Annotated in this window: 13 protein-coding genes; 11 read left to right on the top strand and 2 right to left on the bottom strand. The window is 64.9% G+C overall.

Annotated features, from left to right (window positions below; all coding sequences use genetic code 11):
- Positions 1-128 precede the first annotated feature (128 nt).
- Entirely contained in the window at positions 129-2,210 is a 2,082-nt protein-coding gene (locus U0S50_RS15570; protein WP_322309596.1) for a ParB/RepB/Spo0J family partition protein, read from the bottom strand.
- A 123-nt stretch (positions 2,211-2,333) separates the two neighbouring features.
- On the bottom strand, positions 2,334-2,735 hold the full coding sequence (locus U0S50_RS15575) for a DUF2958 domain-containing protein (protein WP_322309597.1): 402 nt from the start codon (positions 2,733-2,735) through the stop codon (positions 2,334-2,336).
- Positions 2,736-2,973: 238 nt separating this feature from the next.
- Here U0S50_RS15575 and U0S50_RS15580 point away from each other — a divergent pair, with 238 nt between their 5' ends.
- The 11 genes from U0S50_RS15580 to U0S50_RS15630 all read left to right on the top strand — a co-directional run bounded on the left by U0S50_RS15580 (position 2,974) and on the right by U0S50_RS15630 (position 12,385).
- On the top strand, positions 2,974-3,165 hold the full coding sequence (locus tag U0S50_RS15580) for a DUF6771 family protein (RefSeq protein ID WP_089216810.1): 192 nt from the start codon (positions 2,974-2,976) through the stop codon (positions 3,163-3,165).
- Positions 3,116-3,496: a hypothetical protein gene (locus U0S50_RS15585; RefSeq protein WP_322309598.1), complete on the top strand. Its 381-nt coding sequence runs from the start codon at positions 3,116-3,118 to the stop codon at positions 3,494-3,496. Before U0S50_RS15580 ends, U0S50_RS15585 begins: the two co-directional genes overlap by 50 nt.
- A gap of 11 nt (positions 3,497-3,507) precedes the next feature.
- A complete protein-coding gene (locus U0S50_RS15590) occupies positions 3,508-4,017 on the top strand; it encodes a hypothetical protein (RefSeq protein WP_322309599.1) in 510 nt (169 codons plus the stop codon).
- Positions 4,018-4,031: 14 nt separating this feature from the next.
- Positions 4,032-4,682: an SOS response-associated peptidase gene (locus tag U0S50_RS15595; protein WP_322309600.1), complete on the top strand. Its 651-nt coding sequence runs from the start codon at positions 4,032-4,034 to the stop codon at positions 4,680-4,682.
- A 254-nt stretch (positions 4,683-4,936) separates the two neighbouring features.
- A complete protein-coding gene (locus U0S50_RS15600) occupies positions 4,937-5,698 on the top strand; it encodes a LuxR family transcriptional regulator (protein ID WP_322309601.1) in 762 nt (253 codons plus the stop codon).
- 97 nt (positions 5,699-5,795) lie between these two features.
- Positions 5,796-6,422, top strand: a complete 627-nt coding sequence (locus U0S50_RS15605; RefSeq protein WP_322309602.1) for an acyl-homoserine-lactone synthase — start codon at positions 5,796-5,798, stop codon at positions 6,420-6,422.
- On the top strand, positions 6,419-7,297 hold the full coding sequence (locus U0S50_RS15610) for a phytanoyl-CoA dioxygenase family protein (protein WP_322309603.1): 879 nt from the start codon (positions 6,419-6,421) through the stop codon (positions 7,295-7,297). Before U0S50_RS15605 ends, U0S50_RS15610 begins: the two co-directional genes overlap by 4 nt.
- Positions 7,294-7,905: a GntR family transcriptional regulator gene (locus U0S50_RS15615; RefSeq protein ID WP_322309604.1), complete on the top strand. Its 612-nt coding sequence runs from the start codon at positions 7,294-7,296 to the stop codon at positions 7,903-7,905. The genes U0S50_RS15610 and U0S50_RS15615 overlap by 4 nt, the downstream gene beginning before the upstream one ends.
- 254 nt (positions 7,906-8,159) lie before the next feature.
- Complete coding sequence (locus U0S50_RS15620) at positions 8,160-8,768, top strand: RNA polymerase sigma factor (protein WP_322309605.1); 609 nt, start codon at positions 8,160-8,162, stop codon at positions 8,766-8,768.
- Positions 8,765-9,754 carry a FecR family protein gene (locus tag U0S50_RS15625; RefSeq protein ID WP_322309606.1) on the top strand — a complete coding sequence of 330 codons (990 nt, stop codon included), beginning with the start codon at positions 8,765-8,767 and terminating at the stop codon, positions 9,752-9,754. The genes U0S50_RS15620 and U0S50_RS15625 overlap by 4 nt, the downstream gene beginning before the upstream one ends.
- Positions 9,755-9,853: 99 nt before the next feature.
- Positions 9,854-12,385 carry a TonB-dependent receptor gene (locus U0S50_RS15630; RefSeq protein WP_322309607.1) on the top strand — a complete coding sequence of 844 codons (2,532 nt, stop codon included), beginning with the start codon at positions 9,854-9,856 and terminating at the stop codon, positions 12,383-12,385.
- Positions 12,386-12,392: the final 7 nt, after the last annotated feature.

A 12,392-nucleotide genomic window follows, 5' to 3' on the forward strand; every position in this document is an offset into this window, starting at 1 on the left:
CGGGGTCAGCGTCCGGACTGCGGGCCGTGACCGGCCCCGGATCGCGTCAAGCCGTCAAAGGGCGACTTTCCCGGATGCGGCTGCGCCGTGAAGAAAATCTGGCGGGAGCTACGCCCCCGCCAGATGGCTCACTCGGCCGCGACGGGCAGTTCGGCGACGCCAGGATCGCCCTCGTCGGCATCGACGGGCACCGCCGTTTTACCGCCGTTCGGATCGATGTCGTCCATACCCGGCGTTCGCATCGGCGCCGGGAGCCAGGTCGTTTCTTCGACCAGCCGCTCGGCCTCGCGGGCCATGTCGGCTTTCTTGAGATGGCCGATCATCCGGGCAGCTTCGTCACCACGCGCCTCGGCGACATCGGCGAGGATCTGCGGCTTGGTCACACCGCTGAAATAGCCTGCCGCGGTCGGCCGCCACCCCGCGCCATGCACATCGAGCCCCGCGGCCAGCGCGAGGATATGGCTGTGGGCGATCCGTCGCTCGACGCCATGCGCCGAGATGCGGCCATTGTCATATTTGGGAACGACTTCGGCCTGGGCGTTGACGCAGAGCGACACGCAATGCGCCAGGAGCTGCGACTGCTCCTCCCCATCGAGAGTGAGCAGAAAGCTCCACACTTCCTTGTCCGACTGCGGCAGACGCTCCTTCCATGCCGCCGCGCGAGCGTCGATCGCCTGTGCGGGCGCGCAATCGCGCAAACCGCTCGGGGCGTTGGAAAAGGAGACCCGGTTCGCCGCGATCTGGACACAGCATTCGCGGCTGAAGCTGAAGAAACAGCCCAGCACGAGGACGTGGAGAACGGCGGCGAAGGCGAGCGCCGGGTCTTGCGCGACCCTGTCCTGCAGCGCGAGGGTGCGCCAGGCCGTGAGGTCCGAGACGAGACGGTCGGGGAGCGGGCGCAGCCCGCCCGCTTCTTCGGCACCTTCGGCGTCATCCTGAGCCTTCACGGGTTCGCCATCGCTGCCGGTGGAGCGCGTGGTGTCGCCCGGCCCCGACGCGCTGTCGTCGCCGAGTCCCCCCTGCAGTTGATCCTCAGGCTTCACGAAGCCGCGCTCGACGCGCACCGACCCATCGCGGTCGAGCGAGACGAATGCCCCCGCCATCGCCATGTCCTCAGGAGCGAAGATAAGCGGACGGTCGACCAAAGCACCGAGTTCGGCATCGATCGCCTCGATCCGCGCATGCACCTCGTCGGGCACGTCGTGCGCATCGGCCCATTCATCGCCGAGTCCCTCGCCTTCGGCTTCAAGCTCGGCGACGCGGGCTGCTTCCGCTTCGGTCATCGCGACCTCTTCGCGGTCGATCTCGCGAAACCCGCGCGTCGCGTCCCACGGCAGGTCGATAGCGGTCGTCACCCATTTCCAGCCCTCGGCGAGGATGCGCGCACCTTCGGCTTTCAGCTTGGCATCGACGAGCCGGTCGAGAAGCGCGGGGTCGGTGAGCCAGCCGCCGCCATCGGATTCGAACAGGTCGCGCGCGATGCTGCCGCCCGCTTCGAGATAGGTGTCGAGTCCGATGAAGCGCGCCCTTTTGTCACCCGCGCGGACGGTGTTCTCGGTGAGTTTCTGGCGGATCCAGGTCGCCGGCTTGTTGAAGCTATGCTCGAGCTGCTCCCAGACCTCTTCCTGCCGCGCATGATCCTCGGCGATGGTGAAGGCCATGAGTTGATCGAGCGTCATCGCCTCTTCGGCGTAAAGCGCGTGCAGCCTGGGCGAGACACTGGCGAGCTTCAGGCGCTGGCGCACCGCGGCGGGGGTGGTGTGAAAATGCGCGGCGATTTCCTCGATGCCGGCGTCCTTCTCGACCATCGCCTGCATCGCGCGAAATTCGTCGAGCGGATGCAGCGCCTCGCGAAAGCTGTTTTCAGCGAGGCTGTCCTCTTCGGCGAGTATGTCATTGGCCGCACCGCCCACGACACAGGGGATCGGCGCGTCCTTCGCGAGCCTTTTCTGCTTCACCAGCAGCTCGAGCGCGCGGAAGCGCCGGCCTCCGGCCGGAATTTCGAACTGCCCCGTTTCCTGCCCTTCGCCATCGAGCAGCGGCCGCACGTTGAGGCTCTGGAGCAATCCGCGGCGGGCGATGTCCGCCGCCAGCGTATCGAGTGATACGCCTGCCTTCACGCGCCGCACATTGGACTGCGACAGGCGCAAGCGGTCGAGAGGAATGTCGCGCGACGGGGCGAGGGTGATTTTCGGAAGCGATTTGGCCATGGGCCTTCTCCATGACGGGCCGCCGCGAGACACTCTCCCGGCTCCTGAAACCCGTCATGAAGCCCCGGCTTCCCTCTTCCTCGAACGGGGCCGCCGCCGGCGGCCCCGAAAAAGCCCGCGGCCTCAGCCCCGCCCCGAAAGCCGGCGCGCCGCTGCATGCAGGCGCTGCTCGCCAAGGATGATCGAGCCCGCCGCGCGCGCCGCTTCGGCATAGACCGACAGGGGATGGCGTGCCTCGAAGTGGAGGTCGCGCTCGATGCCGAGCCCGAAGGGCAGGCGCACCCCCTCGAGTTCGGTGGCCGAGAAACTGCCGAGTTCGGGACAACCGAACCCCAGGTCCGCAAGACCGAACAATATGCCGTCGGCATCGATCTCGGTTGCGAGCCAGGTGGCGGCGCCGACGGGGCTGAAGAAGCGCACGACGGGCTTGGGATCGGGTTCGCGCGCGCCGCGCGCGATCGCATCGTGCCTTGCGGCAGCATTGGCAGCGAGCGCGGCGGCGATGTCGGGAGTGAGCAGTTTCATGCCGCGATCCTTCCCCCGGAATCTTTGCCGCGGCGGCAAGGCTTTGCTTGATGGTTCATTTCGCTTCTCCGCAGCGGACCGGCAGCGAGCCTCTCTCGCCGCACTCCGTCCGCCACGCGGTCCGGCAACCCTCGCGCTCGCTCGCGGCGGCCTGCCGCCGCGGGACCGGGGATCATGGACAGGCCCAGCCGTGCGCAGCGGGCTTGCCATGTTGTTCTTCCTATGTTCTCATATGGGCATGGACAGAATCGATACCGCCCGAGTCGCCGAAACCCTGCTTGCCGCTCCCGGCTGGGCGCGCGTGGGCCTCACCGCACCTACAAGTCACATGCGCGTCGAAGCGGCGTTCGAGCTCGCCCGCGTCATCGTCGAGAGCGTGGGTGGAAGCCCCGAGCCCGCGCATATCGACCAGCTCGGGCTTTCGCTGTGACGTGGGCGGCTGGACCAGAGAAGGCGGGCGGCGTGCGACGCATCTGTTCGAGGCGGCGGCATGGTATCAGGCGGTCAGGCCCGTGTGCCGCTGCGGCCATAGCGCGACCTTCGATCCTTATGGTCTGTGGTGGAAGTTCCAGCGCAAGATGTGGGACGATGATCTTGGCAAGGCGCGTGAGAAATTCTGGTGCGCGCGCTGCAAGGCACGGACCGGCAAACGTATTCGGCCGATCCGGCTCGAACTGGTCGCGCCGAGCAAGGACGATATCCAATTGCCCATGCCCGACGAACGCGAATGGAAGCGCGCGCTGAGCCGCTTCCGGGCCTAGGAGACTGTCCGATGGACATCGAGAATGACGACGCCCTGGTGGGAATTGGCAAGAGCCATCGCGTGATGATCTGGGATGGACAGCAGGAGCGCGAGAAGGAGCTTCACTGGGGACTGCCGTCGCGTGATCCCGACATCTTCCAGATTCCGCTGCTCAAGTCCGAGACCGCGATCATCGACCGCCCGTGCCTGCTGCTTGCCAACGAGTTCGGCTTGGTGAAGCGCGGCAAGACGGTCTATTCGGCAAGCCTCATCGGCGAACCCTTCCTATGCATCGCCGCGACATGGCGTCCCGGGAACCGCGATTGGCCCGACAGTTTCGCGGCGCTCACCGTCCCCGCCTATGCCGATCTTGCCCATCATAAAGACCGCCATGTCGGGGTGGTTCATCCTGACGATCTTTTCGACTGGCTGATGGGAAGGCGACCGCCGCTGGACTTGTTGCGGCCCTTCCTCAAGGATAGCTTCAGGATCACGCCGCCGATCCAGCAGAATTTCGACGACCTGCTCGGAGCGGCCTGACGAAGGGCCGCCCGATGTGCAACCTGGTGACGCTGAATTCGACGGTCGACGAGGTGGCATCCTATTTCAAATCGCGTCGGCCGCAGGCCACCAACGCATCGCCCGGCGATGTCTATCCCGGCGGACAGGGTTTCGTGGTGAGGCGGGACGGCGGCGAACGCGTTCTTCAGGCCATGACCTGGGGCTTCCCGGTGCGCCTCAAACATATGAAACCGACCAGCAAGCCGAAGCCGGTCAACAATGCGCGCGACGACAAGCTGATGTCCTTCTGGCGCCCCTGGTTCACCGCGCCCGCCAATCGCTGCCTCATCCCTTTCACCTCCTTTGCCGAAGCCGAAGGCGAGAAGGGCAAGATGACGCGAACCTGGATCAGCGTCACCGACCAGCCGCTTGCCGCATGGGCGGGTCTCTGGCGGCCGACCGACGAATGGGGCGATTGCTATACCGGCGTGATGGTCGATGCGACCGAGGAACTGTTCCACATCCATGATCGCATGCCCGTTATCCTGCACCCCGAAGATCATGATGCCTGGCTTCACGCGCCTGCCGAAGAGGCGATGGCCCTGGTCGCAAGATATCCTGCCGATCGCCTCGCCGTCGAGCGCACCGAAGTGCCCTGGTTCAGCCGCAAGGCGACGCCTGCAGAAGCGCCGTCGCTGCTCTGACAAGCCGCCATGTTCAACAGGAATAGATCCAGAAGCGGGTCCGATTGTCGGGACCGGGGCCTTTACCCGGATTATCAGCCTGTTACATCTTGCTCACCGATCGATCGCCGTGCGCCAGGCTGCGGGAACAGCGGCCGGACCTGGCGTGAGGACCCGTCGGAAATTCCCCCGTTCGCCCGCGCCGAAAGGAAAAGGCCCGCGGCGATAGTTGGAGCGGACCGCAGGCGAGCGGGTCGGGAACGCGCCGGCGGCCGATGAACGACGTGAAGCATTATTATCTGACAGAGGAACTCGCACAGGAATTTACAGGAGCAGACCGAGAAGAGCAGCTCTTTGCCGCTCTGACCAAGGCTGCGGGCCGAATGGGGTTCGACCATTTCGCGCTTGCCTTCGATCGGCGCGGAACCGGCGAACCGGCGTCGATCCTCGTGCACAATTATCCCGACGCCTGGGCCAAGGTCTATGTCGGTTTCGATCTCAGCGGAACCGATCCGATCCGCCGCGCCAGCGAGCGATCGCTGACCGGCTTCGAATGGCGCCACGTCGATCGCTATATTCCGCTGAGCCGCGGCGACCGCCAATTGCTTTCGGTGGCACGCGAGAGCGGCGTCGGTGACGGTTTCACGGTCCCTCGCCATTTGCCCGGCGAGGCATCGGGGACCTGCTCCTTCGCGGTCCGTCCGCACGCGGACATTCCGGCCGAGATGCTCCACGCCGCCGAAATCCTCGGCGCGATTGCCATCGCTTCGGCGCGCGAGTTGATCGGCTCCTCTCCCTTACGGCCACGCCCGATGCTTACCGAACGGCAACGCGAATGCGTGCTCTGGTCGGCGCGCGGCAAGACCGCCGGCGAGATCGCCGATATTCTCGGGATCAGCGAAGAGACGGTCGTGCGCCACCTCAAGATGGCGCGCGACCGCTATTCGGTGCATTGCCGCTCGATGCTGATTCTGTGCGCGCTGTTCGACGGACTGATCGGCTTCTCGGACATCTACGACTGGTGGCGCCCGAACTGACGCGCCGCGCATAATCGCAAAATCCTTGCCCAGAAATGGGCATAGCCGCCGCGCAGGATCGATGGTCTGATTCCGGCTCCACAGCCAAGGAATCATCATGATCGAACAATCGACGCGGGCGCCCGACGCGCCCGGGGATGCCGCGCTGCGCGGCATGTTTGCCGCGCGAAAGCAGGTCTTCATCGACCAGCTCAAATGGGATTTGCCCGTCCTCGACGGCCGTTTCGAGCTGGATCAGTTCGACACGCCCGACGCCCGCTATCTGATCCTGCTCGACCCCGACGATCTGCGTCATCGCGCTTCGGCGCGCCTCCTGCCGACCACGGCGCCGCACCTTCTCGGCGACATCTATCCGCACCTCTGCGCCGATGGCCCGCCGACCGGCACCCGTATCTGGGAGATCAGCCGCTTCTGCCTCGACCCCGCGCAGACGCCCGCAGAGCGCCGCGACGCCCGCAACCAGCTCGTGACCGCGCTCGCCGACCATGCCCTGCACAATGGCATCAGCGACTATGTCGGGATTGCGGAGGCGGGCTGGTACCACAGTATCAGCAAATTCGGCTGGACGTGCCGCACGCTGGGGCCCGTCTACCGAGATGACGCGTGCAGGATCGTCGCGCTCAACATTGCGATCGACGAAGACACGCTCCCGGGCCTGAAACGAACGGGGACCTATGCGCCGCTCATGCTCAAATTTGAGGAAGGCGGGGAGCCGGCGCTATGAAAAAGGACCTTACCGAAGCCGATGTCAGCGCGATGCTGGTCGAGGAATTGCGCCGCACCGGCTATTGCATCGTCCGCAACGAGGCGATCGCCCGCGTCCACGCACTGGCGAAGGATCTCGACCCGATCTTCGACGCGACGCCCTTCTGCGATGGCAATTTCTATGGTCGCCGCACGAAGCGCTTCGGCTGCCTGCTCAAGCGATCGCAGCATATGGCCGCGCTGGTGATGAACCCGATCATCTTGCCCGCGGTCGAGACGATCCTCGGAACCGGGTGCGACCGGATACAGCTCAACCTCACCCAGGCGATCGAGATCCATCCGGGCGAAGTCCGGCAGTTTCCGCACCGCGACCAGGATATGTGGCGCGGCGCCAACGGCACCCAGGAATATCTGGTCAATGTCCTCTGGCCGCTCACGCCCTTCACGAAGGAAAATGGCGCGACGCGCATCTTCCCGAACAGCCATGGGGCGGCGGGAATGGCAAAGACCGATCTTGGCCAGCCGATATTCGCCGAATGCGAGCCGGGGTCGGCGATCTGCTTCCTCGGATCCACCGCGCACGGTGCGGGCACGAACCTCAGCAAGGAGGTGAGGCGCGGCGTGCTGGTCAGCTACAGCCTTGGCTGGCTCAAGCCCTATGAGAATTTGTGGCTGGCCTATCCCCCCGAGGTCGCGCGGCATTTTCCACCCGAACTGGCAGCGCTCGCCGGTTATGCGCAGCACCGTCCCAATCTCGGCAATTATGAAGGCCAATGCCCCTCTGTTCTGCTGAAGGATGAAAGGCCCGCTCATCTCGGCGCGATCGACGCGCTGCGCCCCGACCAGGCCGAGGCGGTCGCCGCCTTTGCCGCCGTCGAAAGGGCAGGCGCATGAGTCCCGCGCATGTGTTCGAGCCGACCTATGAGGCGATCAAGCGCCGGCTGATGACGGGCGAGTGGGCGACCGGCTCCCGGATCGAGGCCGCGCGCCTCGCGGATGAGCTTGGGGTCAGCATGACCCCGGTACGCGACAGTCTCTACCGCCTCAATGGCGAGCGCATGGTCGATTTCACGCCGGGCGAAGGCTTTCATGTTCACCGCCTTACCGAGACCGAGTTTCGCGATCTGCTCGAGCTGCATCTGATCCTGCAACTCGCCGCGCTCGCGACGGCGCCAAATCGGCTGGCAATCCCGGTGAGTGCCGATCAGCCCTATCCCGATCGCATCGCCGATCTGTTCCTCGCGGTCGCGGATCGATCTTCGAATGCCGAGATCGTGGCGAGCATCGCCGCAATCGGCGACCGGCTCCAGTTCTCGCGCCATTTCGACGCCGCGATCCTTGGCGATGTCGAGGCCGAATATAAATTGCTCGAGGCCGCCATTCTCGATGCCGCGCCGCAGACCGAGATGCGGAGCCTGCTGCTTGGCTATCATGAGCGGCGCGCGCGCGAGGCCACTTCCTATGCACGGACGCTAGCTGCGCATCCCGGCCGCCAGTCTTGAGCGGCCAATACTGCCGGATCGACGCTTTTGCTTGTCACAGCCGCCCGCAATTGACATGATTCGGGCGCGCTGGAGCATTGCTGGCAGCTTTCGCGCGGACTATTTCGCCAGGCATTATATGCGCCAGTCCTTGACCGGACCGGCGGCCGAACCGGACCCTGGATCGCACAAGCGACCGAACGGCGGCACAGCACTGGGAGACGGGCATCCGGCTACGGCGGGATGGCTCTGCTCGTGCCCTCGGAACAATTGCTGTGTCTTCCTGTACCTGCTGCGACGACGCTCCGCTACGCCACCCCTTTTCGGTGTCGTCGGCCTGCCATGTGCATCCCGACGACCGTCCGGCGCCGGTCGAACATCGGCCCGTCATCGGACAGGATCTGGAGACGGTGTATCGCACGCACCGCTCGTCGCTCTTTCATTTCCTGCGTCGCAAGGCGGGACCCGAGGAAGCACCCGACCTGGTGCAGGAAGTCTTTGCGCGGGCAGCGGGAAGCGAGCAACGGCATCACCTCGTCAACCCGGGTGGTTTTCTTCGCCGAATTGCGCAGAATCTCCTGATCGATCGGGCGCGCCGCCGCAAGTCTGCGCCGATTGCGCTGTTTTCGCTGCGCGAAGAGAGCGATGCCGTGACGCCCGCCACACAGGAATGGAATCTCGAGGCTGCAGACCTTTTGGAGCTCTACGAGAAAGCCGTTGACGCAATGCCGCCCAAGACGCGCCGTGTCTTTCTGATGCACCGGGTGGACGAGCTTTCCTATCGCGAGATACATGAACAGCTCGGCATCAGCATTGCGACGGTGGAATATCATATGATGAAGGCGCTCGGTCGGATCGCAAAGGTGGTGGACAGCGCGAAATGACCAAGACCGGCGACGACGATTATGCGACCGACGAGGTCGCGCGGGCGTGGCTCGTCAAGATGCGCGGCGAGGATGCGGAGGTGCTGCGCGGCGAATTCGACGCGTGGTTACAAGCATCTGCAGAACATCGCGAAGCCTATCGGCGCGCCGAGAAGCGGATGGCGGCGCTTGCGATCCTCAAGACGTCACAGCGCCACGGAACCACGCATGCCGGAGCGCGCCGCGGTCGGATGCGCGGCTGGTTCACATGGGGAGCGGCGGCCACCGCGCTAGCGCTCCTGATCATCGCGATCGGGGCCGCAGGCGCGCCCTTTCCCGGCCAGCCAAACGGCGGCGCGACGGCTTTTGCCGCCGAACCTCTCGAGACGCAGCGCGGCGAGATTCGCACCTTCCGGCTCGTCGACGGTTCGCGCGCGACGCTCGACACCGACAGCCGGCTCGACGTGGCCTTTTCGCATGGCGAACGAAGCGTTCGTCTCGTGAGGGGCCGGGTCCGACTGTCGGTCGCGCCGGGCGATGTCCCACTCCGGATCGAGGCTGGGCGCGGAGGAGCGACGGCAAATGATGCCGAAATCGATCTGAGTCTCGCCGCATCGGGGACCGTGGTCGCATCGTTGCGCCGAGGCGCAGCAGAGGTGCGCGCCGATGCAGACGTCGATCAGACCATGCCCCTCAAGGCGGGAAGCGCCCTCGCCTATGGACCCGATAGCCGGTTGGAGCCTGTCGCGGCGCTGGCTGCCGTCATTCAGCCAGACTGGACCGAAGGGTGGGCAGAGTATCGATCGATCAAGCTCGGCGCGCTCGTCGCCGAAGCCAATCGCTACGCCGCGGTGCCGATCGTGATCGACGACACCGACATAGCCGCGCGCGAAGTGTCGGGCCGCTTCCATATCAGCCAGACCGACGCTTTCGCCGATCGGATCGCCATATTGTTCGGCCTCGCCGTCGAACGGAGGTCTGACGCCATCCACCTCCGCCGCCGATAATTTTTTCACCGAGCGACTAAGGTCGCTCCTGTCTTCCCGTCAACGCACCCCCACTGGCCGTCTGCCTGATGCACGGCCGAGAATTTTGGGGGAGTGAAAATGTCGATGAAATCCCGTTCGCTGGCCGCACTGCTCGTCGGCACAGCAGCCTTGCTTTCGCCCGAAGGCGCGCTGGCCATGCAGGCGCCGCGCCAATCCTATGATATTCCGGCGCAGGATCTGGGCGACGCTCTGCGCCGTGCCGCCGCGCTCGCCGATATCGAGCTCTATGTCAGCTCACAGGACATCGAAGGGAAGAGGGCACCCGCCGTGCGGGGTCAGCTGACGCCGCGCGAAGCCATCGAGGCGCTTCTCGCCGGCAGCGGCCTCACGGCGCGCTTCGAGAGCCGGTCGGTCATTATCCTGAACGACGCCGCCGTTCCGGCCATCCCCGCAGGCGAGCCCGAAGTCATCATCGTCACCGGGTCGCGCATCGCGGGCGCTCCTGCCGCCGCGCCGGTTATCGACATCAGTGCCGAGGATATTCGCAACGCGGGTCATGCCGACCTCGGCGAGGTGGCGCGAAGCCTGCCCCAGAATTTCGGGGGCGGGCAGAATCCCGGGATCGGGTCGGGTCAGGGCGTCGCGAACGAGAATGGAAACGTCAATGGAGCCTCGACCTTCAACCTGCGGGGGATAGGGCCGAGTGCAACGCTGACCCTGCTCAATGGCAATCGCTTTGCCTACAGCGGCACGCAAAGCGCCATCGACGTGAGTGCGATTCCAGCAGCGGCGGTCGAACGGATCGAGATCGTCACCGACGGCGCGTCGGCGATCTATGGCGCCGACGCGGTGGCGGGCGTGGTCAATATCCTGCTGCGCAAGGATTATGAGGGAATCGCAACGAGTGCCCGACTCGGCGGATCGACCGACGGGGGCAATTTTCAGCAGCAATATGGGCTGCTCGGGGGCGCAAAATGGTCCGGTGGCGGCTTCCTTGCCGCCTATGACTATTTCGAGAATAGCGCGATCCTTGCGCGCGATCGCAGCTATGCAGCGAGTAGCAACTCCGCCTCGACGCTCTACCCCGAGCTCAAGCGGCATAGTTTTCTGCTGAGCGCCCATCAGCAATTGGTTGCCGGCGTGCAGTTGAAGACCGACGCGATCTACAAGCGCGGCGATATGACGTCCGTGCGCGGTCTGTTCGTGGACCGTCCGATCACGACGCGCGGGACGATCGTCACCAATGAGTTCGAAACCTTCGGAATCGCTCCGACGATCGAGGCCGAGATCGGCGGCAGTTGGACCGCGCGCATCTCCGCTTTCTACGGCAGCGATGATACCTATGGCGAGACGCAGAATTTCACCAACGGCGTGGCCACGCGCCCCATTCGCATATTCAACAATCGCAGTGTCAGCGTGGAAGCCGGTGTGGAGGGCGCGATCTTCGCGCTACCCGCCGGCGATGTGCGGCTCGCCGCCGGCGGCGGCTGGCGTCGCAACCGACTTATCGCGGAGGTCAACGGCCGTGGTTTCGCCGGACGTCGCGACAATCTCTATGCCTATGGGGAGCTCTTCCTGCCATTGGCAAGTCCTGCGCAAGACCTCTCCTTTGCCCACCGCGCGTCGATCACCGCGGCGTTTCGCTTCGAAGACTACTCCGATGCCGGGAGCATCGTGGTTCCCAAGCTGGGCTTCGTTTATGCGCCGGCCGAAGAACTAAGCATTGGTCTTTCGTGGGGCCGGTCGTTCAAGATGCCGACGCTCAACCAGCAATTCAGCGGCTACACGCCGGTGCTGCTGCCCGTCACTGGCTACGGTACAATGTTCCCAGCGGGTTCGACCTACATCTACATCGGCGGCCGGAATCCAGACGTCGGTCCCGAGCGGTCCGAGAATATCACCTTGAGCGCGACATTTCGGCCGTCGCCGCGACTCCAGATCGTCACCAGCCTGTTCCGGATCGATTATCGCGACAGGGTTGCGCCACCCTTCGGCTCACCGCTCGGAACGCTGACCAATCCGCTCTACGCTGATTTTATCACCTTCAACCCGTCGGCCGCGTCGCAGGCCGAGGCAATCGCCGGCGCCGCCGATCCGCTCGGCAATGGAACGAGCGGGCCCTATAATCCCGCCACGGTGATTGCGATCATCGACGGCCGCGACCGGAATATCGCCGCGCAGCGCTATGAAGGCGCCGATCTGGCGATCCGCTACCGGGCTCCGATTGGCAAGCAGACGCTGACGCTTACCGCCAACGCCACCTGGCTCGACAGCCGGCAGCGCTTGCTGCCCGGTCTTCCGAACATCGATCTGGCCGGCACGATATTCAATTCGCCGCACTTTCGCGCCCGTGGCGGCGCGACCTTCGGCGGCGAGCGCTTCACACTGGCCGCCTTCGCCAATTTCACGGGCGGCGTAACCGATCGGCGGCGCGCCGTTCCGGTGAGTGTCTCGCCCGTCACGACGCTCGATCTTTCCGCACGCGTGAAGCTGGGACGCCTCGCCGAAATATCGGTCAATGCGCTCAATATCCTCAATGCCAAGCCGGATATGACGGCAGTCGCATCCGCTAGCGATACGCCTTTCGATTCAACCAACTATTCGGCTGTCGGGCGTTTCCTCGGCGTCACGATCAGCCGCGACTGGTGAGGAGCGC

Source organism: Sphingopyxis sp. (assembly GCF_034380315.1).
Classification (GTDB): Bacteria; Pseudomonadota; Alphaproteobacteria; order Sphingomonadales; family Sphingomonadaceae; genus Sphingopyxis.

Excerpts from the sequence above, each read along its gene's own strand:
- U0S50_RS15570 (WP_322309596.1), bottom strand. The coding sequence starts at position 2,210 with ATGGCCAAATCGCTTCCGAAAATCACCCTCGCCCCGTCGCGCGACATT.
- U0S50_RS15575 (WP_322309597.1), bottom strand. The coding sequence starts at position 2,735 with ATGAAACTGCTCACTCCCGACATCGCCGCCGCGCTCGCTGCCAATGCT.
- U0S50_RS15580 (WP_089216810.1), top strand. The coding sequence starts at position 2,974 with ATGGACAGAATCGATACCGCCCGAGTCGCCGAAACCCTGCTTGCCGCT.
- U0S50_RS15590 (WP_322309599.1), top strand. The coding sequence starts at position 3,508 with ATGGACATCGAGAATGACGACGCCCTGGTGGGAATTGGCAAGAGCCAT.
- U0S50_RS15595 (WP_322309600.1), top strand. The coding sequence starts at position 4,032 with ATGTGCAACCTGGTGACGCTGAATTCGACGGTCGACGAGGTGGCATCC.
- U0S50_RS15600 (WP_322309601.1), top strand. The coding sequence starts at position 4,937 with ATGAACGACGTGAAGCATTATTATCTGACAGAGGAACTCGCACAGGAA.
- U0S50_RS15605 (WP_322309602.1), top strand. The coding sequence starts at position 5,796 with ATGATCGAACAATCGACGCGGGCGCCCGACGCGCCCGGGGATGCCGCG.
- U0S50_RS15610 (WP_322309603.1), top strand. The coding sequence starts at position 6,419 with ATGAAAAAGGACCTTACCGAAGCCGATGTCAGCGCGATGCTGGTCGAG.
- U0S50_RS15615 (WP_322309604.1), top strand. The coding sequence starts at position 7,294 with ATGAGTCCCGCGCATGTGTTCGAGCCGACCTATGAGGCGATCAAGCGC.
- U0S50_RS15625 (WP_322309606.1), top strand. The coding sequence starts at position 8,765 with ATGACCAAGACCGGCGACGACGATTATGCGACCGACGAGGTCGCGCGG.
- U0S50_RS15630 (WP_322309607.1), top strand. The coding sequence starts at position 9,854 with ATGTCGATGAAATCCCGTTCGCTGGCCGCACTGCTCGTCGGCACAGCA.